This window comes from Actinobacillus succinogenes 130Z (assembly GCF_000017245.1).
Taxonomy (GTDB): domain Bacteria; phylum Pseudomonadota; class Gammaproteobacteria; order Enterobacterales; family Pasteurellaceae; genus Exercitatus; species Exercitatus succinogenes.
This window is the reverse complement of sequence record NC_009655.1, coordinates 2,156,316-2,181,681: the sequence shown is the minus strand read 5'-3', so window position 1 is coordinate 2,181,681 and position 25,366 is coordinate 2,156,316. Positions and strand designations below refer to the sequence as shown.

Genomic DNA, 25,366 nt, shown 5'->3' with positions numbered 1-25,366 from the left:
TCGATACCGACTTAAATTTTTCATGTAAGCTGTCGCCCGTCTTTCGACTTATCGGCGACAAGTTCGCGGATAAGCCTTTCCGCCTAAATTGGTATCCTTTTATTCGTTTTCCCGTCGGTATCGCCGGAAAAATGATTTTTGTTCACTTTGTTTGTTCATACCGTTCCCGAAGGAGTATGACAAAATGATTAATGCATTTGCACTTGAAAATGCACGTCTTACCCGTCTTGAGGAAGACAATGCCGCGCTTGATACGGCGATTTGGCTGGATTTATTGGAGCCGACTTTAGCAGAACGTGAAGAACTGCAGGAAGGCTTGGGACAAAGCTTGGCTTCGTTTTTGGAATTGGAAGACATTGAAGCGTCCGCCCGTTTTTTTGAAGATGAAGACGGTTTACATCTGCACTCGTTTTTTTATTGCGAAGACGAAAATGATTATGCGGATTTAGCCTCGGTGGCGTTTACCATCCGCGACGGTCGTCTATTCACTCTGCGTGATCGCGAATTGCCGGCGTTCCGTCTGTATCGAATGCGTTCGCGTTATCAGCGTTTGGACGAGTGTAACGCCTATGAAGTGCTGTTGGATTTGTTCGAAACCAAAATCGAGCAATTGGCGGACGTAATTGAAACCGGTTATGCGGATTTGGAAAAATTAAGCCGCGTGATTTTAGACGGCAAACAGGGCGAAGCTTTTGACGAAGCGTTAACCACGCTGACGGAACAGGAAGACACCGGTTCTAAAGTACGTATGTGTTTGATGGATACTCAACGCGCTTTGAGTTTTCTGGTGCGTAAAACCCGTCTGCCGGCTAACCAGCTGGAACAGGCGCGCGAGATTTTACGCGATATCGAATCTTTGCAACCGCACAATGATTCGCTATTTCAGAAAGTTAATTTTTTAATGCAGGCGGCGATGGGTTATATCAACATCGAGCAGAACAAAATTATGAAATTTTTCTCGGTGGTATCCGTGATGTTTTTACCGGCAACGCTGGTTGCTTCCACTTACGGAATGAACTTCGATTTTATGCCGGAACTGCATTTTAAATACGGTTATCCTATGGCAATCGGCTTAATGATAGCCGCCGCGCTGACACCGTATCTTTATTTCAAACGTAAAGGCTGGCTGTAATCCGAAGTGCGGTGAAAAATCATACGATTTTTGACCGCACCCGGCTTGAATTTTGCGAATACCGCCTCCATCTATCGCATTAGGTTTTAAAAAAGGAACGTTATGCAACTGAATTCCCTTCAATATTTATTAAATACCGCTATCGGTATTTACAGTCTGATCGTTATGTTGCGCATGTGGATGCAATACAGTCAGGCGGATTTTTATCACCCTATTTCGCAAGCTGTGGTGAAATGGACGGATCCGGTGTTGAATCCTCTGCGCAAAACCTTTAAAGCGCACAGAGGTATTGATATTGCCGCCTTAGTATTCGTGTTTGTGCTCGGAATGGTGAAATTGCCGTTATTGCTGATTCTGGGCGGCGACTGGACGATGGATTTCATCACTAATAATTTACTCGCCTTATTTTTACTCGGGGTGTTGAGTATCGTTCGCGCCTTCGGTGAAATGATTCTGTATGTTATTTTTATCGGTGCCGTTCTCAGTTGGTTCCGGCGCGGTAATGATTCGCTCAGTTATTTGCTGTATCAGTTGAGCGAACCCGTGCTGTCGCCGATTCGCCGGTTGTTGCCGAAAACCGGTATGATCGATTTTTCTCCCATGGTACTGGCGTTTATCCTGTTCTGGCTGAACCGCGTATTGTGGGATATTGCGCCGAGCGTTTGGCAATGGGCGTAAACGGATAGAAAGTGCGGTGAAAAAATGAAAGGTTTTTTGCGATGACCGCAGTAGAACAAACCGCAGACGGCATTCGTTTACGTATTATGTTACAGCCGAAAGCCAGTAAAGATGCGATTATCGGGTTACACGACGAGGAACTGAAAATTTCTATTACGGCACCGCCGGTGGACGGTGCTGCCAATGCGCATTTAATCAAATATCTCAGTAAAGCGTTTAAGGTGCCGAAAAGTGCCGTTCAATTGGAAAAAGGCGAACTCAACCGTCACAAACAAGTGTTCATTCCCGCACCCAAAATCATTCCCGAAGCGGTGCGACAGTTACTGGACAATCCTTGAGAAAGAGCATCATTATGATGCTTTTTTGTTATAATACGAATAAATTTCCGACCGCACCGTTAGCTTTTTATTGTTGGCGAGAGGGAAGCGGCGATAACTTTTTTAAGAAGGTATGAATGAAAGAAACGATTGTAGCGCAAGCTACGCCTATCGGACGCGGCGGCGTCGGTATTCTGCGGGTTTCCGGTCCGTTGGCGGCCGACGTGGCAAAAGCCGTCGTAGGCAAAGCACTGAAACCGCGCTTTGCCAATTATTTGCCGTTTAAGGATGAAGACGGTACGACGCTTGATCAGGGCATCGCACTATTTTTTCAATCGCCGAATTCGTTTACCGGAGAAGACATATTGGAATTGCAGGGGCACGGCGGGCAAGTGGTACTGGATTTACTGCTTAAACGCATCTTGCAGGTGAACGGTGTGCGTTTGGCGCGTCCGGGTGAATTTTCCGAACAGGCGTTCCTAAACGATAAATTGGATTTAGCTCAGGCGGAAGCCATTGCGGATTTAATCGACGCCAGTTCCGAGCAGGCGGCGCGTTCCGCACTGAAATCTTTGCAAGGCGAATTTTCCAATAAAGTCAATCAGCTGGTGGACGGCGTTATTTATTTGCGTACTTATGTGGAAGCCGCTATTGATTTTCCCGACGAAGAAATCGATTTTCTGGCAGACGGTAAAATCGAAGGGCATTTGAACGATATTATCGCTCAACTGGAGCGCGTCCGTTCGGAAGCCAAACAAGGTTCTATTTTGCGCGAAGGAATGAAAGTGGTGATTGCAGGGCGGCCGAATGCGGGTAAATCCAGTTTGTTAAATGCATTAGCGGGACGTGAAGCAGCGATTGTCACCGATATCGCCGGTACTACGCGTGATGTATTACGGGAACATATCCATATCGACGGCATGCCGTTGCATATCATCGATACCGCCGGTTTACGCGATGCCACGGACGAAGTGGAACGCATCGGTATTACCCGGGCGTGGAATGAGATCGAGCAGGCGGATCGTGTTTTATTAATGCTGGACAGTTCGGATCCGGATAGTCGACAACCGGAAAAAGTGCGGTCGGAATTTTTGGCAAAATTACCGTCGCATATTCCGGTGACGATTATTCGCAATAAAACGGATTTGAGCGGCGAGAATGAAGGGGTAACGCAGGAAAACGGTTTCACCGTAATTCGTTTGTCCGCGCAAACCCGGCAAGGTATTGATTTATTGCGCGAACACTTGAAGCAGTCCATGGGTTATCAAACCGGCACCGAAGGCGGTTTTCTGGCGCGTCGCCGTCATTTGGACGCCTTGGAAAAAGCCGCGTATCATTTACGGCAAGGGCATATACAACTGACGGAATTCCGTGCCGGCGAACTGCTGGCGGAGGAACTGCGTATGGTACAGTCCCACCTTAGCGAAATTACCGGGCAATTTACCTCCGATGACTTATTGAGTAATATTTTCAGTTCGTTCTGTATCGGTAAATAACGAATTAATTGAGTAAACAAAGCGAACAATATACGGTTTAACGGTGTACTGTTCGCTTTCTTTTTTGAATTCCGGCGATAGCCGGCGTTTAGAATAATTCGATTAATTGGACTAAATCCGAAATTTCCATGGTCGGTAATAGGGTGGCATCGTTGAATTCCCGTATGTTTTTATCGGACAGATTAACCCAACCCGCCTGACAGCCGGCCTGAACGGCGCCCTGTACGTCGGTGACCAGATCATCACCGATATGTAAGATTTCATGAGGCTGAATACCGAAATATTCGGCGGTTTGATGAAATAAATCCCGATGAGGTTTGGCTCTGCCTTGTAGACCGCCGCAAAAGACTACGTCAAATTGGTTAAAACCGACGCGGCTCGGCGAGACATTACCGTTGGTGATTACCGCCAGGCGATAACGTTGCTTAAGCAGATTGAGAACGGCCATACTTTTAGAGGGTATCGTAATTTTATGCCGCCATTGCAGGAAATGTTGAATCACGCCATAGGAAATATGTTTGATTTCCTCCGCATTTTTACCGTAGTGGGCGAGCATTTGCTGCATAGCCAATTTGCGCCAAGCCGTGACATCTTCGCATAAAACGGGTTCCTGCCGAGCGGCACGCTCTTTCCATGCCTGCCAAATTTCATCGTTCAATTCGCTAATTTGGCTGGCTTGACGTAGCCGCGACAGGAATTCATGATTAGCATTGCGAATGACCTCGCGGTTATCATAAAGCGTGTCATCCAAGTCGAAACTGATAACCTTAAACGGTTGCAAAGTGCGGTAAAATTTCATATTGTTTAACCTTTTCGTTTTGCGCGGGGATGCGCCTGATCGTACACATCCGTAAGATGTTTAAAATCCAAATGGGTATAAATTTGTGTGGTCGCCAGATTGCTGTGCCCCAGCAATTCCTGTACGGCGCGTAAATCGGCACTGGCTTCCAGCATATGGGTAGCGAAACTGTGGCGTAATTTGTGCGGGTTGAGATGAGTACTCAGCCCCTGTTTTACGCCCCAGATTTCCATTCGTTTTTGAATGGCGCGCGGCGTTAATCGTCCGCCCTGGGAACTGACGAATAATGCGTTATCTTTGGGATTAAACCGTAAGCGCACCTGCAGCCAATCCAGAACCGCGTCTAACGCTTGATGTCCTACCGGTAAAATACGCTCTTTCGAACCTTTTCCCAGTACGCGCACTTCGCGGGATTGCAGATTCACATGGTTGAGATCCAATCCGTGCAGCTCCGATAAGCGTAAACCCGAGCTGTACATCAGTTCCAACATGGCACGATCGCGGATATCGATCGGTTCGTTACTGCGATTATCCAGTAGTTTGCCGATCTGCTCCTGATCGATATTTTTCGGCAAATACTTTCCCTGTTTGGGGGCGGAAATACCGGTGGCGGGGTTGACTTTCAGTTCTTCCTGAACGACTAAATAAGCAAGGAACTGACGCAGTGCCGATAAACGCAACGCTAAACTTTTTTCATGCAAACCGGCTTTACGGCTTTCCGCCAGAATAAAACGCACGACACTAGGCGTCACCTGCTGCCATGAACGGATGCCGTTTTGCGTCAGCAACTCGGTGACCGCCGACAGCTGGCGCCGGTAGTTAGTCAGCGTGTACGGGCTAAGCCGGCGTTCTATGCGCAGAAAATCATAGTATTTTTGAAGGGCGTTTTGCATAGTGAATTCTACCTCGATGACGCTTATTCTAGAACAAAATCCGGCAAGAAAAAACATTAAAAACACGATAAAAAACGACCGCACTTTTTCCTTAAGAATAAGTGCGGTCTGATTTTATGACGTTTTATACCGCGGCGGTTTACAGATCGTCGATGACCAGATAAATTTTCGCCACCGGACCGTGCACGCCCACGACTTTAATGAGTTCAATATCCGCAGTGGAACTCGGACCGGCAATGATATTGATGCAGGAGGGCATACGTTCGCCGTTTTGCGCTTTTTCATGCAATATTTGGGCAAGTTGTGCGACGCGCGGCAGCACGGTACTTTTACGTACGACCACAATAGATTTTTCCGGTAACAGACTAACGGCGCGACCGCGGTCTTTTTCCGAAAACAGGACAATCCCGCCGGTTTCGGTTAATCCGTATTCGGCGTAAACGATACCGATATTGGCTTTTTCCGCCTGCGTCAGATTATTATCCGCCGCTTCCGGCGACCACAGATGAGTGGTATAACGTTTTTGTACCGCGGGAGTGATACCAAGCGCGGTCAATCTTTCGTCATTATTGATCACCAATTCGCCGCCGCCGTATTTTTCGCACAACTCGAGGATTTTTTCCGCCGCATTGGCTTCCGTGGCTTCTACCACGTCTACCATCATCACCTTGGCAAAATCCATAAATGCCCGGCAGCGTTCGGTTTGGTTCAGCTCGGTTAATCGGGTGGCGGCATAATTGTTTACTAACGGCGGCATAGGCTCCGCTTCGGTTTGACGCGGACGTCCCATGCGCTGCGCCAGTTTGTCTAAAAACGTATCGCGATTTTGAATAGCCATTAATTTTTCTCCCGATTTGCAAACCATGAACGGAAACTTTCGCCTTCAGGTTGCGGTAAATCCCGTGCTTTTGTCCATTCGGCCAAGGCGCCGGCTTGAACCGCCGCTTTGCCGTTTTTAATCAATTTGCCGGCCAGTTTTGCGCCGATTTTTACGCCGGTATCCCAAATGGCGGGGTGAGCGTTGGCAAAGTTGAACCCTTTGATAGAAAGGCGTTCCGCCAGTGGTGTCATGCCGCTTTGAGCGATGTTTTCGCGATGACGCAGAATTAATTGCGCCAACGGAATTTTAACCGGACAGACGCTGTTGCAGCCCGAACAGAGGGAACAGGCATAAGGTAACTCTTTAAAATCTTTGTAGCCGCCCAGTAACGGAGAAATCACCGCACCGATCGGACCGGGGTAAATAGAACCGTATCCGTGACCGCCGATTTGACGATATGCCGGACAAGTGTTTAAACAGGCGCCGCAACGAATGCAACGCAACACTTCTTTAAATTCGCTTTCCAGAATTTTGGAACGACCGTTATCTACGATGACCAAATGAAAATCTTCCGGACCGTCCGTTTCGCCTTCAAGACGCGGACCGGTCAGCCAGGTGTTATAACCTGTTAATTTTGCTCCTACCGCACTACGGCACAGCATGGTGATTAACACGTCCACTTCTTTAAAAGTCGGGGCGATACGTTCCATTCCCATCACGGCAATGTGGGTTTTCGGTACGGTGGTGGCTAACCGTAAATTCCCTTCGTTAGTGACCAGACAAAGGGAACCGGTTTCCGCTACTGCGAAGTTACAACCGCTGATACCGATGTCGGCTTGCAGAAAATCCTGACGAATCACTTTACGCACGAATGCCGTCATTTCTTCCGGCGTTTCGGTGCCCTGATAACCTAATTTTTCCTGCAAGTCTTTGCGGATTTGATGGCGGTCTTTATGAATTGCCGGCACCACAATGTGGGAAGGTTTATCGCCGGCAATTTGCAGTAAATATTCGCCTAAATCGGTTTCCACCACTTTAATGCCTTCCGCTTCCAATACATGGTTCATTCCGATTTCTTCCGTTACCATGGATTTGGATTTTACGATTTTTTTGGCGTTTTTTTCCAGGGCGATTTTGCGGATGTAATCCGTAGCTTCTTCTGCGGTTTCGGCAAAGAAAACGTGCCCGCCGTTTTGCGAGACTTTTTCGCTTAATTGGTATAGATAGGCATCTAAATTCGCCAATACATGGTTACGAATTTGTTTTGCCGCATCGCGCCATTCTTCCCAATGCCCGAGTTCGTCCACCATTTTCTGACGGTTTGCACCGATGGTTTCCTGGGCTTTAACCACGGCATGACGCATAATTTCATTATGAACCTGTTGTTCAACACGCTCTTTAAACGGGAGTTCGCTGGTTTTTAATGACATTTTAATTTTCTCCCTTTTCGTTTTGCATTAATACTTCGGCAATATGCATCACTTTCACCGTTTTACCTTCACGGCTTAAACGCCCGGCAATGTTCATTAAGCAACTGACATCCGCACCGACTAAATAATCCGGCTCCGCTTCGCTGATATTCACCACTTTTTCCGTAACCATTTCACCGGAAATTTCCGCCATTTTAACCGAGAATGTACCGCCGAACCCGCAACAGGTCTGTTGGTTGTGAATCGGAAGTAATTGCAAGCCTTTCACGTTTTGCAATAAGGTCAGCGGTTCTTGCACGATGCCGAGTTTACGGGTCAGACTACAGGAAGGGTGATAAACCGCTTTGCCGGTTAGGGTAGCGCCGACATTTTCCACTTTTAATACGTTCACGATGAAATCCGTAATGTCATAGAAACGGTCCGCCACTTTTTGCGCACGAGCCGCCCAGTCCGGTTCGCCGAAACGTCCGAAATATTCGGGATAATTTTTAACGGCATAAACGCAGGAGCCTGCCGGCGCCACGATAGGGTAGTCATTGACTTCAAAGGTTTCTATCAGACTTTTCATGCCGGGAATCGCTTGTTTGGCATAACCGCTATTAATGGCGGGTTGGCCGCAACATCCCTGTTTTTCAAGAAACACGACATGGCAGCCGAGTTTTTCCAGCAACAGCACCGAATTTTTGCCGACCCCGCCTTTGACGATATCCGCAATACAGGTGACGAAGAAATTGACGTTCATATTCACTCCAAAAAATAAATCGGCACAGGCCTTGTGCCGAGAAAAATAACGTATCGTTACAGGTTAAAGAATAACGGTAGTACAAATAATGCGACCAGTGCGGCAATAACACCATAAATAAACATCGGAATGACGGTTTGTTTGATGATGTTACCTTCCTGATTGTCAATATTTAATACGGAAGATACCGCTACGATATTATTGATACAAACCATATTACCCATGGCGCCGCCCACCGATTGTAAAGCAAGTACAAGTACGGTGGATAATCCGGTCAGTTCTGCGGTAGAAAGTTGTACGCTACCGAAAGTCAGGTTGGAAACCGTATTGGAACCGGAAAAGAACGAACCGACCGCACCGAGATAAGAAGAGAACCAGGTCCAGTGTTCGCCGGTGGTTTCCGCAAAGGTTTTACCGATGGTTTTTACCATGGAACCGTCTCCGCCGACCAACATTAAATTTACCATGATCAATGCCCCGACCAATGCGATAAACGGATTTTTACTTTGGCGCAAACTGACGGCGAAAATTTCCCGGGTTTGACGACATGACATAGAAAACAGCGGAATGGCGATCAATACGGTGACAATAAACGGAATCAACGCAGGAACGTAAAGCAGCTTGTAACTTACGCTGACCGGCGTGTCAAAAATATTTTTTAATGAGAACACCAAGCCGCGACTGACTTCGAAATCCCCGAGCGACCCGATACGGGTAACGAACCAGGTCGTTGTGTCGTTCATCCATGCTTTGAACGGTAACTGCTGGATACGGGTGATGATTAAAATGGCAATAAGCATAGCCGTCGGCAATAGCGCTTTTGCCACTTGACCGGCGGGTACCGTATTGCCGTCCAGCGTATTCTCCGCTTTCGTCAATCCAATCCCCCGGTTAGCGACAATAACGGAAATCAACAAACCGATGGCGCCGCCGACCAACGCAGGGAATTCATAATTGATTTGAGCAATCAGGAAATATGGCACCACACAGGCGAAAATACTGATATAGATAAATGCGAGATTTTGACGGATTTCCTTCCAGCTCACCAATATGCGTAATGCCAAAAGCGGGATGACGATTGCGGCGAAACTATGGATTAGAGCCGTCATGGAGCCGATTTGCAGGATTTGATCATCGCTTAATTTCAATGGACCGAAACCGAACCAAGTCGGCGTTCCCACTGCGCCGAAAGATACCGGCACGGAGTTCATGATCAAGGCTAAGACGGCGACTTTAATCGGGTTAAACCCCAAGCCCACTAAAATAGGGGCGGCGATGGCGGCCGGCGTACCGAAACCGCTGGCTCCTTCAATCATAAAAGTAAATGCCCAACCGATAATCATTAATTGTGCGACCGGATTCGGATTAATGCTGCCCAACCAACGGCGCAATACATTGGTGACCCCTGACATTTCGGAAAATTTATTAAACAAAATGGCTCCGAAAATAACGGTGATTGGCGTTTGCACGGCAACGATACTGGCCGTGACATTGGCGCTGATAGTTGCAATATCGGTACCGAAATAGGCAAGATGAATCATCAAGACGACCACGGCTATCCAGGGTAATGCCACGTAAGAGGGCAATGCGTTACGTTTTACCATGAGATAAATTAAAAGAATGATGGGAAAAATACTGAGAGCAAATGCCATGATAAGATCCTTTTTTGAGAACAACGAAGGCATTGTATTGAAAAAATGTTAAAAAAATAGCCTTGATTTGTAAAATTTTGATGAAGATCACAAAAAAATTTGTAACATTAGTGCAAGCTCACTCTATCTAGGTAGATTTTGAATTGACTGTTAATGAAAGTGCGGTCAAAAAAAAAACAACAGTTTTTGGGCGGCGAAAAGCAGCTGTATAAATATTCGCAGTTATACGGTGCTTTTAAATAAATTTCATACTTTTTCCCGGTTCATTAACCAACGGTGCAGATGTAAGTCCACAATATCAATCAGATGTTTTAAAAAAGCGGTATTCTGTCCCTGATAAAATTGTGCGGCGTCGCGTGAGGTAAATAACAACAGGGCGCTGGCGTGATGACGATTACTGCTTGTACCGAGCAGGCAACAGGCGAGAGAACCGATAGGCAATTCCTCCGGTAAAAACAATAAACTTTTTTCTTTACCGGACAACTCGCCTAAATAGATATTCTTTAATCCCATCCGTTCTAACCGAATAATTTCGAATGCTTTTCTGTCCACCCAGTATTGTTCCGGAACTTCATCGGTTTTTATCCAATGATCCTGAAACAGTAAAATTTTAGCTTGCTGTAAATCGTATTGTCGCGCCCAATCGTTAATTTTCCGTACGCCGTCGAGGAAATGTTCGGTATGGGATAATTGCTGTTGTAACGGCATTAACCCCAAAAAAATATCCTGATTTTGGTGCGCAAGTCCTTCGAAAACGGCCAGTTCCCGTTCCAGTTCCTTAATCTTTGCCCGTTGGCGTTCCAATTGCATTTCTACCAAAGACAACGTTCCTTTTTGCTGATGGGGAATCTGCAACGTATCCAGCAATTCCAGATGACGGTCAAAAAAGTGCGGATGATTTTTCAGATATTTTACGATTTCTTGTTCTGTTTCGTTCATTTGAGAGAAAAATACCGAGCTTTCACTCGGTATACCTTGTTAAAGTTTAATAACGCCGTCATAGATATGGGTGGCGTCACCGGTCATATAGAGCGGATGACCCTCGCCGTCCCATTCGATAATGAGCGAACCGCCGGGTAAATCCACTTGTACCGGCGAGTCAAGCAACCCCTGCATAATGCCGACAGCCGCCGCCGCACAGGCGCCGCTGCCGCAAGCCTGGGTTTCGCCTGCACCGCGTTCGTATACGCGCAGTTTAATGTGGTGACGGTCGATCACCTGCATAAACCCGGCATTGACACGTTCGGGAAAACGTTCGTGACTTTCCAGTAACGGACCTAATTGCGCTACATTTGCCGTTTTAATATCTTCCACTTGTATCACGCAATGCGGATTTCCCATGGATACCGCACCGCATAATACCGTTTGTATATCCGTACGCAAAATGTAGTTTTTCTCAAATTTGTTGGCATTAAACGGGATTTTTGCCGGTTCCCAGATAGGTTCGCCCATATTGACGCGAATCTGTCCGTCGTCTTTGACGGTGAGCACCATTCTGCCTTTCGCCGTACTGACGGCGATATCTTTTTTATTGGTCAGCCCTTTTAATGTGACAAAACGGGCGAAGCAACGGGCACCGTTACCGCATTGCGCCACTTCGCTGCCGTCCGCATTAAAGATACGGTAATGGAAATCCAATTCGGGATCGTAAGGCGGTTCCACCAGTAATAGTTGGTCAAAACCGATACCCCGATGGCGATCGGCAAGTTTTTTTATTACTTCTTCCGGAAAGAAGACGTTTTGCGTGACGGCATCGACCACTACAAAGTCGTTGCCGAGTCCGTGCATTTTGGAAAAGTGCATTTTTCCGTCCTAAATATAAAAGTCAAGATGCGTTTCATTATAGTGTGCTATTGAATTTGAGTAAATACGGCTTCTATCGCAAAAGAAAATGACAGCAATTAGGGGTTATGCTATATTTCATGCAATTTTGTAAGCGGAAAAGTGCGGTCGAAAAACGCCATATTTTGTGTCGTTTAACGGCGATTATCGGATTTAGACTGTGATTGTCGCTAATGAACGCTCTGTTTAGGGGTTATTAATAAATTTGAATAAAATGAAAGAACTGAACTCAAACAATATTCCGAAGCACGTGGCTATCATCATGGACGGTAACGGGCGTTGGGCGAAACAGCAGGGTAAAATCCGGGTTTTCGGACATTCTAACGGTGTAAAAGCCGTACGCCGTTCCGTGGCTTATGCGTTGCGCACCGGCGTGCAGGTACTGACTTTATATGCGTTCAGCAGTGAAAACTGGAACCGGCCCGAGGCCGAAGTTTCCGCTTTGATGACATTATTTATGCAGGCTCTGGATCGCGAAGCGAAAAAACTGCATAAAAATAATATTAAATTGCAGGTATTGGGAGATAAATCCGGTTTCAGCGAAAAGTTACAGGAAAAAATCGAGAAAGCGGAAAAATTAACGGAAAACAATACGGCGTTAATTATGAATGTCGCGGCTAACTACGGCGGTTGCTGGGATATCGTACAAGCGACGAAGAAACTGGCGGCGCAAACTAAAGAAGGCAAGCTTGAAGTCGACGATATTACGGAAGAACTTTTCCAACGAAACTTGGTCACAAAAGAGCAGCCGATGGTCGATTTACTGATTCGAACCAGCGGCGAACAACGCATCAGTAATTTTTTACTTTGGCAGATTGCCTACGCGGAACTTTATTTTTCTGATGTGCTTTGGCCGGATTTCGACGAAAAAGAATTTAATCGTGCAATTTTTACATTTCAACAACGCGAACGCCGTTTCGGCTGTTCGGAATAAAGGAGCCAGATTTTGCTAAAAGAACGTGTTTTATCGGCGATTGTGTTGATTGCCATCGTTTGTGCCGCATTATTTCTTTTTTCCCCTTTCTACTTTGCTCTGACGTTAGGTGCGATTGTCGTACTCGGCGTATGGGAATGGACGCAGTTTCCCCGTTTTAATCACAGTGTCTGGCGTTTTTCTTTAACGGCGATTGCTTCGGCTTTTCTGTTTTTATGGCTTTACAGCCAGGCGTCCTATTTAAATGCGGGAAAAGTTTTCTCCGGTTATGCGCAACCGATTTTATTGTCCGCCGTAATTTGGTGGCTTATCGCATTTCTGTTTGTCGTCAGTTATCCTAAATCCGCCGCAGTTTGGCGGAAATCCGTTATTTTGCAGTTGTTCTTCGCTTTTTTTACGTTAGTTCCGTTCTTAGTCGGTGTGCTGAAATTACGTTTGGAACAATATACCGCGGACAGTACTCACGGTATTCTATTACTACTTTATGTTTTTGGTTTGGTGTGGGCGGCGGACAGCGGCGCCTATTTCACCGGTCGTAAATTCGGTAAACATAAGTTGGCGCCGAAAGTTTCGCCGGGCAAAACTTGGCAGGGCGTTCTCGGCGGATTAATCACCGCCTGTATTTTGGCGGCGTTATTTATTCATTTCGTCGGCGGCAGTCTGTTTACGCACGGAACCTTGCCGAGTTTGACCGCACTTTCTGTGGCGACGGTTGCAGTATCCGTCTTAGGCGATTTAACCGAAAGTATGTTTAAACGGGAAAGTGGCATTAAAGACAGCGGCAATTTAATTCCGGGACATGGCGGGGTGTTGGATCGAATCGATAGTCTGACAGCGGCGACGCCGTTTTTCGCCTATTTCTATTTCTTCGTTTTATAAGGCGGGATAATGTCGTTTTTGTGGTCACTGATTTCATTCATTATTGTCATTTGCATACTTGTGTTTGTGCACGAGTACGGGCATTTCTGGGCGGCGCGAAAGTGCGGTGTTAAAGTACACCGTTTTTCCATCGGCTTCGGCAAAGTGTTATGGCGACGTAACGATAAATTCGGTACGGAATTTGCCGTTTCCGCCGTCCCTTTAGGCGGCTATGTGAAAATGTTGGATGAACGTAATGAAGAGGTTCCGCCGGAACTGAAACCGCAAGCTTTCAACAGTAAAACCGTATTGCAGCGGGCGTTTATCATTGCTGCCGGTCCGCTGGCGAATTTCCTGTTTGCCGTGTTGGCGTATTGGGTGATTTACGCGGTCGGTATTCCTTCGGTGAAGCCGGTTATCGCCGAGATTAAACCGAATTCCGTCGCTGCGGCGGCACAACTTCGACCGGACAGCCAAATTCTTGCCGTAGACGGTGAAGACGCTCCGGATTGGGAAACTATCAATATGCTGCTGGCAAGCAAATTAGGTAACGATTCCGTCACCTTAACCGTAACGCCTTTCGGTGAAAATCAGCCGCGGGATAGTGTGTTGAATTTGCGTAATTGGTCGTTTAACCCGGAAAAAGAATCGGCGTTTCGCGCTTTAGGCATTCAACCGGTCAGTAATAAAGCTAATAATGTATTATCCAATGTAGTGGACGGCTCGCCGGCGGAGCGGGCAGGATTAAAAGTCGGGGATATATTATTGCAACAGGACGGTTCTCCTGTAATTTGGTCCGATTTGGTGGCGCAAATTCAGACGGGACGGTTGATTTCTCTGCAGGTCGAACGGGAAGGCGAACGCCATACCGTTTCTTTCACGCCGATGGAAAAAGACGGCGGGTATTTTGCCGGCATAGCGCCGACTTTTGAGCCGGTGAATGAAAAGTATCGTACCGAATTAAAATATGATATTCTTGACGCACTTAAAAAAGGCGTTGAAAAGACAGTCCAATTATCTTGGTTAACGATTAAGGTAATCGGTAAATTATTTACCGGCGATCTGTCGTTGAATAACCTCAGCGGGCCGATTTCCATTGCTCAGGGAGCCGGCTTGTCGGCCAGTATAGGTCTGGTTTATTACCTAAGTTTTATGGCGTTGATCAGCGTAAATCTCGGTGTGATGAATTTGTTCCCGCTGCCGGTATTAGACGGCGGGCATTTGGTCTTTCTGGCGGCCGAGGGTATTAAAGGTAAACCCGTTTCGGAAAAAGTCCAGGATTTTTGTTATCGGATCGGCGCGGTGTTGCTTCTGATGCTGACCGTATTCGCTTTATTTAACGATTTCTTACGTTTATAAAAAACGTGAAAAATATAACCGCACTTTTATAGGTGATAAAAACAATGAAAAAACTTTTAGTAGCTAGTTTGTTATTCGGCTCTGCCGGTGCGCACGCAGCGCCATTCGTTGTGCAGGATATTCGGGTTGACGGCGTGCAATCGGGGGCGGAAGGGAAAGTTCTTGCGGGATTACCCGTGCAGGTCGGTAAGCGGGTAACGGATTCCGATATTGCAAATGCGGTAAAAACGCTTTATTTGCGCGGTTATGACAATGTACAGGCGAGCCGGGACGGCAATACTTTACTTATTTCCGTCACGCAGCATCCGATTATTGCGGATATTACGCTTGCCGGCAATGACTCAATTCCTTCCGAAGCGTTGAAAGAAAATTTAAATAACAACGGATTGAAAGTGGGCGAAGTACTTAACCGTGAAAAATTAAATGCTTTTGCTCAAAGTTTAGAAGAACATTACTATTCGACCGGCCGTTATAATGCGAAAGTCGAACCCGTGGTGAATAACCTGCCTAATAACCGCGCGGAAGTCAAATTACAAATCACCGAAAACGATGTGGCAAAATTGAAAGAAATTGCTTTTGACGGCAATAATGCTTTCGACAGCGATACCTTACGGGAACAAATGGAATTAAGCGAAGATGCCTGGTATAAATTATTCGGAGCGAAATTCACCACCGAAGATATGAACAAAGATCTTCAAACCTTAACGGATTATTACCAGAATCGCGGTTATGCAAAAGCCCGCGTGACGCCCGACGTTAAACTAAATGATGAAAAAACCGAAGTCCGCCTAGGTCTAAAAGTTGACGAAGGCGACCGTTATACCCTGAAAAGCGCACGTATCGTCGGCGATGTGGGCGGTATGCAGAACGAACTGCAACCGTTGGTTAACAGTCTGCATCTTAATGAAGAATTGCGGCGTAATGAAATTACCGATGTCGAACAGAATATTAAAAATAAACTGGCGGAACAGGGATACGCCATGGCGCAAGTGAATATCAGCCCGTCTTTGGACGAAGAAAATAAAACGGCGGATATTACTTATGTGGTGGATGCCGGACGTCGTTATTCCGTACGCCAAATCCGTTTTGAAGGCAATACCGTCAGTGCGGACAGCACCCTGCGTCAGGAAATGCGGCAACAGGAAGGAACATGGTTATCTTCTCAACTGGTGGAATTGGGTAAAACCCGTTTGGATCGTACCGGCTTTTATGAAACCGTAGAATACCGTAACGAACCGGTGGAAGGTTCGGATGATGAAGTAGACGTCATCTATAAAGTGAAAGAGCGGAATACGGGGAGTATCAACTTCGGTATCGGTTACGGTACGGAAAGCGGTTTAAGCTATCAAGCCAGCGTTAAGCAGGATAATTTCCTGGGAATGGGATCGTCTATCAGTTTGGGCGGTTCCCGCAACGATTACGGTACCAGTGTGGATTTATCCTATAACGAGCCCTATTTCACCAAAGACGGTGTAAGTCTGGGCGGAAACGTGTTCTATCAAACCTATGATAACTCGGACACGGACGATAACGTGGCATCTTATAAACGTAAAACTTACGGGCTGAATTTAACTCTCGGTTTCCCGGTTAACGAAAATAACGCTTATTATATCGGTGTGGGTTATGCCTATAACAAACTGAGTAATATCTCGCCGGAATATACCCGTAATTTGTACCGTGAATCCATGGGCTATGATTCATGGAGATTCACATCCCACGACTATACGGTTTCCGCAGGTTGGAATTACAACAGCTTAAACCGCGGTTATTTCCCGACCAAAGGGGTGAAAGCCACCATCGGCGGAAGCATTACCGCACCGGGTTCGGACAACAAATTCTATAAATTAAGTGCGGAAGCGACGGGTTATTATCCGTTAAACCGCGAACAGTCGTGGGTGCTTTCCGGTCGAGCATCGGCCGCTTATGCCAACGGGTTAAGCGGTAAACGTTTACCGTTCTACCAAAATTATAATCTGGGCGGTATCGGAACAGTCCGCGGTTTCTCTTACGGTGGTTTCGGGCCGCAGGCGATTTACTGGCGACCTTCAACCGAAGCTTTTGATTATGTCAACGGGGACGTTATCGGCGGTAATGCGATGGCGACGGCAAGTGTGGAATTAATCGTGCCGACCCCGTTTGTAGCCGACAAAAACCAAAACAGCGTGCGTACTTCATTATTTGTAGATGCGGGGAGTTTGTGGAATACCAAATGGAGCGATGCGGATAAAGCCAGATTCCCGAATTTACCGGATTACGGCGATCCGACGCGTATTCGCGCTTCCGCCGGTGTAGCGTTCCAATGGCAGTCACCGATCGGACCATTGGTGTTCTCTTATGCCAAACCGATCAAAAAATATGACGAAGACGATGTAGAACAATTCCAGTTCAGCATTGGCGGTTCGTTCTAATTCCGATGAACTAATTAAAGGTTTGTCAGTCGAAATAAATATCCGTGTCCGTCCGCAACGGACACGACATTAATTAACCATCAACCAAGGAAATTTATACAATGAAAACTGTCGTAAAAGCAACCGCACTTTCTTTAGCTTTAGCATTCGCTTCTTCCGCTGCCGTTGCGGCGGAAAATATTGCATTCTTAAATGCCGGCGTAGTTTTCCAGAATCATCCGGATCGCCCTGCTATCGCTAAAAAATTAGACGAACAATTCAAAGGCGAAGCCGACAAATTAGCGGCAAGTAAAAAAGCAATCGATGCCAAAATTAGTTCGCTGCAAAAAGAAGCGAAAAATTTACGCAGTGCGGATATCAAAAAACGCGAAGACGAAATCAATAAATTAATGCGCGAGCAAGATGAAAAAGCGCGAAAATTCCAACAAAAAACGCAACAGGTCGAACGTGAAGAAACCGCTAAATTGTTAGAAACTATTCAAAAAGCTACGAACAAATTCGCAAAAGAAAAAGGTTATACCTATGTGCTTGACGCTAATTCGGTAGTTTATGCGTCAGACGGCAAAGACATTACCGAAGACGTATTAACTGCCGTAGGCGGTAAATTACCGACCGAATCGAAAGACGGTAAACCGGCAGATGCTCCTAAAGCTGAATAATCAGTAAAAGGAAGTCTTTGAATGCGTTCTTATACTTTACAAGAATTAGCAGACCAAATCGGCGGTGCCACTCGTGGTAACGCCGATGTCGTTGTTAATAGTATTGCGCCTTTAGATAAGGCAAGCGGTGAACATTTAACTTTTATTTCCAATGTGAAATACCGGCCGTATTTATCACAGGCACAAGCGGGAATTCTGGTGGTGTCGCCGGCTGACGTGGAATTTTGTGCCGATAATGCTAATTTGATTATTGTGGAAAATCCTTATGTGGCGTATGCTCGATTGGCGCAATATATGGATAACGCACCGAAAGCGGCAGTTAATATAGCACCGAGTGCGGTCATTTCTGAAACCGTTTTATTGGGACAGAACGTGTCCGTCGGTGCTAATGCGGTAATTGAAGCGGGTGCGGTAATCGGCGATAACGCCGTGATTGGAGCGGGTTGTTTTATCGGTCAGAATGTCAAAATCGGTAAAAATACCCAACTTTGGGCAAATGTCAGTATTTATCACGAAGTGGAAATCGGCGAAGATTGCCTGATTCAATCCGGTGCGGTTATTGGCAGTGACGGTTTCGGTTATGCCAATGAGCGTGGCCAATGGATTAAAATTCCGCAAACCGGTCGCGTAATTATCGGCAACCGAGTGGAAATCGGTGCCTGCACCTGTATTGATCGCGGTGCATTGGACGATACGGTGATTGAAGATAATGTGATTATCGATAACCTTTGCCAAATCGCCCATAATGTACATATCGGCACGGGAACGGCGGTTGCCGGCGGCGTTATTATGGCGGGCAGTTTAACTGTCGGTCGTTATTGCCAAATAGGCGGCGCAAGCGTGATTAACGGCCATATGTCGATTTGTGATCAGGCGATTGTGACGGGAATGGGAATGGTTATGCGCCCGATTGACAAACCGGGTATTTATTCTTCAGGTATTCCGTTGCAACCGAATAAAGAATGGCGCAAAACCGCAGCCTTAACTATGGACATTGATAAAATGAACAAGCGGTTAAAAGCGGTTGAGAAAAAACTTGCCGAATAACGGTCTAAAAAACAGATTAATTTTGAACGCACTTTCGGGTGCGTTTTGTTATTTCTTGTAAATCAAATAAATTCGTACTTCCTGCTATCACATGACATATCTCTCTGTATTTTTGCTATTCTTCTTTGATGCCTGCGGCAAATTATTATTTTGTTATTATGTCTTTTAGCCAGTTTTATTTCCATGAAGTATAATTACACTTTCAATGTATAAAAGTGTATAACGTAAAAATATATTGCCTATTGATGTTTTTATCGCATTGCATTGAATAAACGTCAGCATTCGCTGACGTTTAATGTTATATGATTTCTTTCGGCACTTTAAACACGGCTTTTCGCACGGTATCGGGTTGCTTTACCATACATAGCGCTTGATGCGGTTCTCCCGGATAAAATGTAACGAAATCGCCAGCACGTAACAGGATACTATTAGTTAGCACAGGATTATCTAAAATATATAAATCAGGTTTCTTTTCGACCGCACTTTCTCCAATAGCATTGGTTAAGCTGTAGTTAATGATTTCTTCACCTTTCAAAATTAATTGAATATCAAGGTAATTTTCGTGAAACTCAGTATGGCGTGTTTCCGCCGGTGAAGTTTGGAAATCGCCTACATTACAAAACCATTTTGTGCCGTCGGGTTGGTATTTACCGTCGGGTAGCACCTGTAATTTTTCTAAGGTGAATTCAGGGTGCGATAAGATCTCACAGAGTGATTTTGGCAATGTCGCCAACTGTAAAATATTCATATTTCCGGCAATCATAATATCCTCCTATAAAAGAATGCCATTCAAAGGAATGGCATTCTTCGTGATTAAGCTTTTTTAACCCAAGATTCATCAACGCATACATATTTGATTGCCATACGATAGAATGTGTAGGCAATATGTAATTTACCATCTAAACCTTGTTTTATACTCGGATAAGAAAGTTCACGGTTAAGTTGTTCTCTTGAGTTATTCGACATGCAATAACCGTCGCCTTCGTCTAAATTACGAATATAAGGCCAGGTTGCACCGTTATCGGTTGAGATTGCCAATGACATAGGTGCCCGAGGAGCACCCCAAAAAGCGTTACGTTGTCCTTCGACTAGTTCGGCCTCTTTTTTCTGTTCTTTGCTTTCATCTTCGATTTCATCATAAAGCGAAAGACGACGTTCTTTGGCATCTTTTGCGCTGGAATTATTGAAAACCAAAGCAATATCGCCATTATCAAGAACATCAGCTTGAATTGAAGCATTATTATTTGGTAGCGGTAACGTTTTCGGTTCTGACCAGGTTTCACCGTTGTCAGTAGAACGGCTTTCATAAATATAATCGGCCCAGCGGCTACGATAAAGAGCATATAAGCTACCGTCTTTCAGTTTCAGAATGTTCATATGCACACAGCCCGTACTATTCGGTACATCGACGGAACGCCATGTCTTACCTTTGTCGCTTGAAATCATAACCGCACTTGTATCATAACTACCGACCCATTTTTCGCCCGGGCGTGCAATACAATAGAATACCGGTAACAGCCAATTGCCATTATCTAATACTACAATCGGTTGGCGAATGAATACACCTTTGTTCGGATCTTCCAATAAGACTTCAATAGGTCCCCAGGTTTCGCCGAAGTCGGTTGATTTGCGATAACGAACTATTGCTGTATCCTGGTTTCCTGAGATTTGAGCAGTGTATAAAATCCATAACACATTGTCAGGATCTAAGAAAAATACGGGATTTTGTTCTGAACGAGTAGGGTCGTCAGACAGTTTTACTGCAGGTGTCCATGTATCGGAGCCTTTTTTCAACCGGGAAAAATAGGCTGAAATGTCAGAGATTCCTTCTTGTGTCCCACCAAACCAAGTACAGAGCAAATCACCGTTTGGAAGCGGGAATAAATTTGCTGCGTGATTTTGCACACATTCTGTCGGTAAATAAGCATCTTTTCGAGCGGTATCATTTGGATTAACAATGACCTTACCCGATAAGTCTAATTTGATAATTTCTTCTGTCATTTTTTATCTCCTGAAAGTTATTCTTGAGCGGTAGGGGTAGATTTTGTAAACGGTGCAATAATAAATTTATCTAATATCATAATGATAGCAGGGCAAGCTAATGCGATATACATATTGTTAATTCCCCAAGGGTCGCCTAAATAGAACCAGACTGAGGTTACCACACAAGATAAAATCAAGGCGGCATTTGCAGCACGAGTACTATTTAAGAACGGCATGTAGAATGCAATCATTGCAACCACCGTAATTGATAAGCGAATGGCACGCGTAAAGAATGAGAGTTTCAGTACTTCCGGGAAAGCCAAAACAAGGACTAGTGGAGCAAAACCGATAACTAATGAAATTACACGGGTTACTTTAAATTCTTGTTCCGGTGTCGGGTTACGATAAGGCACATAAAAGTCTTTTACGATCAATGATGAAATCGCTAATGCTACAGTACTGACACTGATGAATATTGAGGCGACTAATGAAGTTGTTACGATACCTGCCATAACGGGATTCATATCCTGAATAAATACAGGTAACGCATATAAACTTTGAATATCAGGGTGTAAGAATTTTGCAGCTACGCCGATAATAGCAATGGCTAAAGCGATCGGGATACATAAGAAAAATGCGTAATAACAAGCGCGTTTTGCCGAAGCTACGTCTTTAGTTGAAGAGATTGCTTGAATAACATATTGTGTACAGAAAATTGCACCGATAGTACCAATTAACCAAGCAACAATCGTACTTAAAGTAATGGAACCGCCCCCGCTGAGATCCCAATAATATTCAGGCATTGTATCAAACATAGGTTTGAAACCGCCTGTCATATATAAGGCAGTACCTAGAATAAACAAGACACCGAAATATTTGATTGCACTGTGTATAACAGTAACATAGGCAACACCTTTCATACCGCCAAATGCAAAATAAAATGTACTTACAATTGCAGTAATTAATGCAGCAACGGGTAAGGTGATTTTTAATACCGTAGAGATTGCTGCTGCACCACTGATATAGTTACCGACGTTCACAAGAATTAGTGCATAAATCATAATGAGCGAAATGATATTTTTAGTGGACGTACCGTATTTTTGTGCGATAGCGCCTGAAATAGTAATCTGTCCGGAGGTATAGATTTTTTTCACTAAAATCCAACCGAAAAGTAGGAAACCGACTGCGGCGCCGAGCACAGACCACGATGCGGAAATACCGTTATCAAATGCGGATTGTGAGGTGCCGATAGTCGATTTTGCACCGATATATTCGGTCATTAACAGAACCCCGACAATCCATGCCGGAACAGCCTTGGAACCTTCCATAAAGTCGCTCGTATTTTTACTTCTTAAAGCATAAGTAAGCCAAGATGTACCGAGAATATAAAGAATTACAATCGATATAATTATAATGGTAGATGTTGTGTCGAAATAGTGCATAATTTTCACCTTTAAATGATTAAATGTTATTGCCTAACAATAATTATTTACTCCTGTTCGCTATAAACCTTATTCAATAAATTGAATAACGACGATGAGATTTCGCATAGATTTGGAGTTTAAAAATCTCTGTGATTGAAATAAATCACTCAAAGGTGATTATAAGAAATTTTAGTAGGTAAAAATGAGATCTAAATCACATTTTTGGGAAAAAATGATTAAATTAAATCAATGTGATTAATTGTATTCTTTTTTAAGAGATAGGTATAAACACTACAATGATGAGCCTCCACATACTGTCAACTCCTGTCCGGTAATCATATCAGCATAAGAAGATATTAAATAAAGAACTAATTGAGCTATTTCACTTAGCTCAATTAGTCGTCCAAATAATGGGAGGATAGGTTTACTTTCTGCTCGACTGGGATTTATGTGCATTGGAGTATTTGTTGCCGCGGGAGAAATAACATTAACAGTGATTTTTCGGTGAGCCAGTTCTTTTGCCCAACTTCTAGCCATAGCAACTAATGCTGCTTTAGTTGCAGCATATTGACACCTTTTGAAGTTCTACTTCCTAATAAAATAATTCTACCGGAATCCGATAGTTTGGGGATTAATTGGTTTACTAATATCTCTCAGCACCATGTACATTAATCTGCCAAATTCGAGTACTTAACGATAAATCTAGATTTCCAATTTTGCCTGACGCCATGATTCCTGCTGCATGAATTATGGCGTCAATATTTTTAAAATTATCAAGGATTGTAATGAAGGTATTTTCATTTGTTAAATCAATAGAATAATGCGTGAAATGTTTATGAGTAATATCGGGCTTAGTTCTACTAAGCCCGATAATTGTCCAATTTTGGTCAAGCAATAGCAATGCTATTGCATTGCCAATGCCTGAACTGACACCTGTAATTACAGCTGTTTTCATATTTTAGTCCAATAATTATTGATGTTTAACTGTGTGATGTAAGCGTTTTAGAACAATTGCGTGTTCCGGTTTTCCAACACCATGCGGACATCACAAGGGCTGCTCCTAAACCTGATAGCCACATTAAATTACCTGAATTTTCAAAAACAATACATAAACTAATTGCTAAGAAAATAATTCGTTCAACCCAATTAAGGTTACGTTTTAACCAACCTTGTAAAAATACCGCCCAACAAAATGTTGCAACTAGCATTCCTGCAAATGCGAATAAAATCATACCTATACTTCCTTGCCATAGTACTACAGGGTCGGTGACAAAACTGAATGGAATTAGGAAGATTACAAGCGAGTAAGTGAAAGCAATAAAACCCGTCTTTGATGAATCGGCATTACCAATTGCAGCTGCGGCATAAGAACATAGTGCGACAGGAGGGGTAACCATTGAAAGTACGCAATAATACATAATAAACATATTGGCTGCTAAACGATCCACTCCCATATCAGTTAATGCAGGAGCGAAAATAATCGCACCAATGATATATGCTGCGACAGTTGGTAATCCCATGCCCATAATGATACAACCCAAGATTATCATTAATAATGAAAGATAAAGATTACTTTGCCCCACCTCACTTAAAATTTCTACGAATTTAAAAGCAAGATTAGATTGGGTTGCGATAACCATAATAATTCCAACAGAAGCCAAAGGCACAGATACCCAAGCCATCTGTTTTGCAGTGTCCACAATCATCGGAAAAATTTTTTTGAGATTGTATCGAGTGTTTTTGCGGAATAATGGGACTATTAAGGCTACAACTGAACCTACAAATGCGGCATATGGGGCTGAAAACCCTAATATTAATGAAACAACAAGTAATAAAGGTGAAATCAAAAGGTGTAAACGAGGCATAATAGGTTCAATTTGCAAATCTTTTGCAGAAATATTTCCAACCCCTGTTTTTCTTGCTCTTAAGTCAACGACGACAAATAGCGCGAAATAGAATGCAATTGCAGGAATTAATCCTGCTGCGGCAATTTCAGCATAAGGAACACCAAGCATATCGGCCATAACGAATGCCGCGATTCCCATAATTGGAGGCATTAATTGACCGCCTGTTGAGGCAATAGCTTCTGTTGCAGCAGCTTGTTCCGTGGTATAACCTGAACGTTTCATGATAGGAATAGTTAGAACACCTGTTGAGGTTGTATTGGCAACCGCAGAACTACTGACCATACCAAATAGACAAGAACCTAATAACGACATTTTTGCTGCACCACCTTTTAATGGTGATGTTGCTTTCATAGCGAGATCAATAAATACGCTCCCCCCTCCGGTCATTGTAAATACGCTACCAAACATCACAAAATAGAAGACGAAATTTACCGCAGTACTTGATGTAATACCGAATAACCCTTCGGTTTGCATACTAATTAATTCAGTAAGAGTTTCTAAATTAAAACCTTCAAAAGCCGTCCATCCTGGAAAATAAGGTCCCCAATAACCATATAAAAGAAAGATTAGTACAACTGATAATAGTGAGAATCCAACACAACGTCTTACTGCTTCAAATAAGGCAAAAATACCTGCTAGAAATGCAAATTTATCAATAAATAAAACTTCATCAATCATTTCTAGTCTTGATTCTAATCTTGGAGTTTCACTGTAATAATGCCAACAAATGTATAGCGATAGTACAATTAATGTAGTATTAATTATGTATCCTATATATTTTAGAGCTGGATTTTCAAAATCTAATGGCTTAAAACAAAAAACTAATGCTGTAGCCATATAGACATGTACGCTTGCTTGAGTAAATGGAGATAACGGAAAAAAGAATTGTTGCAGTAAAAATGCGACATATACAGTACCTAATAAAGCCGCAAATCCTTTTAATATACGATTGTAAGTCATAATTTAGTTCCCCAATAGGGTCCGCG

Annotated in this window: 23 protein-coding genes and 1 pseudogene; 10 read left to right on the top strand and 14 right to left on the bottom strand. The window is 44.2% G+C overall.

What is annotated here, in order from left to right; all coding sequences use genetic code 11:
• The first annotated feature begins 184 nt into the window (after positions 1–184).
• The 4 genes from corA to mnmE all read left to right on the top strand — a co-directional run bounded on the left by corA (position 185) and on the right by mnmE (position 3,623).
• Positions 185–1,132 (top strand): magnesium/cobalt transporter CorA, encoded by a 948-nt coding sequence (gene corA / locus ASUC_RS10235; protein ID WP_012073703.1) that lies wholly within the window; start codon positions 185–187, stop codon positions 1,130–1,132.
• 102 nt (positions 1,133–1,234) lie between these two features.
• Positions 1,235–1,810 (top strand): YggT family protein, encoded by a 576-nt coding sequence (locus tag ASUC_RS10230; RefSeq protein ID WP_012073702.1) that lies wholly within the window; start codon positions 1,235–1,237, stop codon positions 1,808–1,810.
• A 41-nt stretch (positions 1,811–1,851) separates the two neighbouring features.
• Complete coding sequence (yggU, locus tag ASUC_RS10225) at positions 1,852–2,148, top strand: DUF167 family protein YggU (RefSeq protein WP_012073701.1); 297 nt, start codon at positions 1,852–1,854, stop codon at positions 2,146–2,148.
• Positions 2,149–2,264: 116 nt separating this feature from the next.
• On the top strand, positions 2,265–3,623 hold the full coding sequence (gene mnmE / locus ASUC_RS10220; RefSeq protein WP_012073700.1) for a tRNA uridine-5-carboxymethylaminomethyl(34) synthesis GTPase MnmE: 1,359 nt from the start codon (positions 2,265–2,267) through the stop codon (positions 3,621–3,623).
• A gap of 88 nt (positions 3,624–3,711) precedes the next feature.
• Here mnmE and ASUC_RS10215 read toward each other — a convergent pair whose 3' ends face one another.
• The 8 genes from ASUC_RS10215 to dapF all read right to left on the bottom strand — a co-directional run bounded on the left by ASUC_RS10215 (position 3,712) and on the right by dapF (position 11,762).
• Positions 3,712–4,422, bottom strand: a complete 711-nt coding sequence (locus ASUC_RS10215) for an HAD-IA family hydrolase (RefSeq protein WP_012073699.1) — start codon at positions 4,420–4,422, stop codon at positions 3,712–3,714.
• 5 nt (positions 4,423–4,427) lie between these two features.
• Positions 4,428–5,315, bottom strand: coding sequence for a tyrosine recombinase XerC (xerC, locus tag ASUC_RS10210; RefSeq protein WP_012073698.1), 888 nt, complete (start codon positions 5,313–5,315; stop codon positions 4,428–4,430).
• 139 nt (positions 5,316–5,454) lie between these two features.
• The gene (locus ASUC_RS10205) at positions 5,455–6,153 is read right to left on the bottom strand and encodes a LutC/YkgG family protein (protein ID WP_012073697.1); all 699 of its coding nucleotides are present in this window, start codon (positions 6,151–6,153) and stop codon (positions 5,455–5,457) included.
• Entirely contained in the window at positions 6,153–7,565 is a 1,413-nt protein-coding gene (locus tag ASUC_RS10200; RefSeq protein WP_012073696.1) for a LutB/LldF family L-lactate oxidation iron-sulfur protein, read from the bottom strand. Before ASUC_RS10200 ends, ASUC_RS10205 begins: the two co-directional genes overlap by 1 nt.
• 1 nt (position 7,566) lies before the next feature.
• Positions 7,567–8,307 (bottom strand): (Fe-S)-binding protein, encoded by a 741-nt coding sequence (locus tag ASUC_RS10195; RefSeq protein ID WP_012073695.1) that lies wholly within the window; start codon positions 8,305–8,307, stop codon positions 7,567–7,569.
• A 56-nt stretch (positions 8,308–8,363) separates the two neighbouring features.
• Entirely contained in the window at positions 8,364–9,959 is a 1,596-nt protein-coding gene (locus tag ASUC_RS10190) for a lactate permease LctP family transporter (RefSeq protein ID WP_012073694.1), read from the bottom strand.
• Positions 9,960–10,205: 246 nt separating this feature from the next.
• Positions 10,206–10,898: a DUF484 domain-containing protein gene (locus tag ASUC_RS10185; RefSeq protein WP_012073693.1), complete on the bottom strand. Its 693-nt coding sequence runs from the start codon at positions 10,896–10,898 to the stop codon at positions 10,206–10,208.
• A 39-nt stretch (positions 10,899–10,937) separates the two neighbouring features.
• Entirely contained in the window at positions 10,938–11,762 is an 825-nt protein-coding gene (gene dapF, locus ASUC_RS10180) for a diaminopimelate epimerase (RefSeq protein ID WP_012073692.1), read from the bottom strand.
• A 253-nt stretch (positions 11,763–12,015) separates the two neighbouring features.
• On the opposite strand from dapF, the gene uppS reads away from it, so the two are divergent.
• The 6 genes from uppS (at position 12,016) to lpxD (ending at position 19,066) form a co-directional block, all read left to right on the top strand.
• A complete protein-coding gene (gene uppS / locus ASUC_RS10175; RefSeq protein ID WP_012073691.1) occupies positions 12,016–12,735 on the top strand; it encodes a polyprenyl diphosphate synthase in 720 nt (239 codons plus the stop codon).
• 12 nt (positions 12,736–12,747) lie between these two features.
• Complete coding sequence (locus ASUC_RS10170; RefSeq protein ID WP_012073690.1) at positions 12,748–13,614, top strand: phosphatidate cytidylyltransferase; 867 nt, start codon at positions 12,748–12,750, stop codon at positions 13,612–13,614.
• A gap of 9 nt (positions 13,615–13,623) precedes the next feature.
• Entirely contained in the window at positions 13,624–14,952 is a 1,329-nt protein-coding gene (rseP, locus tag ASUC_RS10165) for a sigma E protease regulator RseP (RefSeq protein WP_012073689.1), read from the top strand.
• A 44-nt stretch (positions 14,953–14,996) separates the two neighbouring features.
• On the top strand, positions 14,997–17,360 hold the full coding sequence (bamA, locus tag ASUC_RS10160) for an outer membrane protein assembly factor BamA (RefSeq protein ID WP_012073688.1): 2,364 nt from the start codon (positions 14,997–14,999) through the stop codon (positions 17,358–17,360).
• Between the two features lie 101 nt (positions 17,361–17,461).
• On the top strand, positions 17,462–18,019 hold the full coding sequence (locus ASUC_RS10155) for an OmpH family outer membrane protein (RefSeq protein ID WP_012073687.1): 558 nt from the start codon (positions 17,462–17,464) through the stop codon (positions 18,017–18,019).
• Positions 18,020–18,040: 21 nt separating this feature from the next.
• Positions 18,041–19,066 (top strand): UDP-3-O-(3-hydroxymyristoyl)glucosamine N-acyltransferase, encoded by a 1,026-nt coding sequence (gene lpxD / locus ASUC_RS10150; RefSeq protein WP_012073686.1) that lies wholly within the window; start codon positions 18,041–18,043, stop codon positions 19,064–19,066.
• A gap of 298 nt (positions 19,067–19,364) precedes the next feature.
• On the opposite strand, the gene ASUC_RS10145 is transcribed toward lpxD, so the two are convergent.
• The 6 genes and pseudogenes from ASUC_RS10145 to ASUC_RS10125 form a co-directional block, all read right to left on the bottom strand.
• A complete protein-coding gene (locus ASUC_RS10145) occupies positions 19,365–19,829 on the bottom strand; it encodes a YhcH/YjgK/YiaL family protein (protein ID WP_012073685.1) in 465 nt (154 codons plus the stop codon).
• A gap of 50 nt (positions 19,830–19,879) precedes the next feature.
• Positions 19,880–21,067, bottom strand: coding sequence for a sialidase family protein (locus tag ASUC_RS10140; RefSeq protein WP_012073684.1), 1,188 nt, complete (start codon positions 21,065–21,067; stop codon positions 19,880–19,882).
• A gap of 17 nt (positions 21,068–21,084) precedes the next feature.
• Complete coding sequence (locus ASUC_RS10135; protein ID WP_012073683.1) at positions 21,085–22,491, bottom strand: sodium:solute symporter family protein; 1,407 nt, start codon at positions 22,489–22,491, stop codon at positions 21,085–21,087.
• Between the two features lie 273 nt (positions 22,492–22,764).
• A pseudogene (locus ASUC_RS11415) lies at positions 22,765–23,037 on the bottom strand (SDR family NAD(P)-dependent oxidoreductase); the annotation flags it as partial.
• Between the two features lie 79 nt (positions 23,038–23,116).
• Positions 23,117–23,428, bottom strand: a complete 312-nt coding sequence (locus ASUC_RS11320) for an SDR family NAD(P)-dependent oxidoreductase (protein ID WP_049752197.1) — start codon at positions 23,426–23,428, stop codon at positions 23,117–23,119.
• Positions 23,429–23,453: 25 nt separating this feature from the next.
• Positions 23,454–25,340, bottom strand: a complete 1,887-nt coding sequence (locus ASUC_RS10125) for a TRAP transporter permease (protein WP_012073682.1) — start codon at positions 25,338–25,340, stop codon at positions 23,454–23,456.
• Positions 25,341–25,366: the final 26 nt, after the last annotated feature.

What these genes read in the sequence shown, in the direction of transcription:
- ASUC_RS10125 (WP_012073682.1), bottom strand. Translation starts at nt 25,340, where the DNA reads ATGACTTACAATCGTATATTAAAAGGATTTGCGGCTTTATTAGGTACT.
- uppS (WP_012073691.1), top strand. Translation starts at nt 12,016, where the DNA reads ATGAAAGAACTGAACTCAAACAATATTCCGAAGCACGTGGCTATCATC.
- ASUC_RS10140 (WP_012073684.1), bottom strand. Translation starts at nt 21,067, where the DNA reads ATGACAGAAGAAATTATCAAATTAGACTTATCGGGTAAGGTCATTGTT.
- mnmE (WP_012073700.1), top strand. Translation starts at nt 2,265, where the DNA reads ATGAAAGAAACGATTGTAGCGCAAGCTACGCCTATCGGACGCGGCGGC.
- ASUC_RS11320 (WP_049752197.1), bottom strand. Translation starts at nt 23,428, where the DNA reads ATGAAAACAGCTGTAATTACAGGTGTCAGTTCAGGCATTGGCAATGCA.
- ASUC_RS10215 (WP_012073699.1), bottom strand. Translation starts at nt 4,422, where the DNA reads ATGAAATTTTACCGCACTTTGCAACCGTTTAAGGTTATCAGTTTCGAC.
- xerC (WP_012073698.1), bottom strand. Translation starts at nt 5,315, where the DNA reads ATGCAAAACGCCCTTCAAAAATACTATGATTTTCTGCGCATAGAACGC.
- ASUC_RS10200 (WP_012073696.1), bottom strand. Translation starts at nt 7,565, where the DNA reads ATGTCATTAAAAACCAGCGAACTCCCGTTTAAAGAGCGTGTTGAACAA.
- ASUC_RS10205 (WP_012073697.1), bottom strand. Translation starts at nt 6,153, where the DNA reads ATGGCTATTCAAAATCGCGATACGTTTTTAGACAAACTGGCGCAGCGC.
- yggU (WP_012073701.1), top strand. Translation starts at nt 1,852, where the DNA reads ATGACCGCAGTAGAACAAACCGCAGACGGCATTCGTTTACGTATTATG.
- dapF (WP_012073692.1), bottom strand. Translation starts at nt 11,762, where the DNA reads ATGCACTTTTCCAAAATGCACGGACTCGGCAACGACTTTGTAGTGGTC.
- lpxD (WP_012073686.1), top strand. Translation starts at nt 18,041, where the DNA reads ATGCGTTCTTATACTTTACAAGAATTAGCAGACCAAATCGGCGGTGCC.
- ASUC_RS10195 (WP_012073695.1), bottom strand. Translation starts at nt 8,307, where the DNA reads ATGAACGTCAATTTCTTCGTCACCTGTATTGCGGATATCGTCAAAGGC.
- rseP (WP_012073689.1), top strand. Translation starts at nt 13,624, where the DNA reads ATGTCGTTTTTGTGGTCACTGATTTCATTCATTATTGTCATTTGCATA.
- corA (WP_012073703.1), top strand. Translation starts at nt 185, where the DNA reads ATGATTAATGCATTTGCACTTGAAAATGCACGTCTTACCCGTCTTGAG.
- bamA (WP_012073688.1), top strand. Translation starts at nt 14,997, where the DNA reads ATGAAAAAACTTTTAGTAGCTAGTTTGTTATTCGGCTCTGCCGGTGCG.
- ASUC_RS10135 (WP_012073683.1), bottom strand. Translation starts at nt 22,491, where the DNA reads ATGCACTATTTCGACACAACATCTACCATTATAATTATATCGATTGTA.
- ASUC_RS10230 (WP_012073702.1), top strand. Translation starts at nt 1,235, where the DNA reads ATGCAACTGAATTCCCTTCAATATTTATTAAATACCGCTATCGGTATT.
- ASUC_RS10145 (WP_012073685.1), bottom strand. Translation starts at nt 19,829, where the DNA reads ATGATTGCCGGAAATATGAATATTTTACAGTTGGCGACATTGCCAAAA.
- ASUC_RS10190 (WP_012073694.1), bottom strand. Translation starts at nt 9,959, where the DNA reads ATGGCATTTGCTCTCAGTATTTTTCCCATCATTCTTTTAATTTATCTC.
- ASUC_RS10155 (WP_012073687.1), top strand. Translation starts at nt 17,462, where the DNA reads ATGAAAACTGTCGTAAAAGCAACCGCACTTTCTTTAGCTTTAGCATTC.
- ASUC_RS10185 (WP_012073693.1), bottom strand. Translation starts at nt 10,898, where the DNA reads ATGAACGAAACAGAACAAGAAATCGTAAAATATCTGAAAAATCATCCG.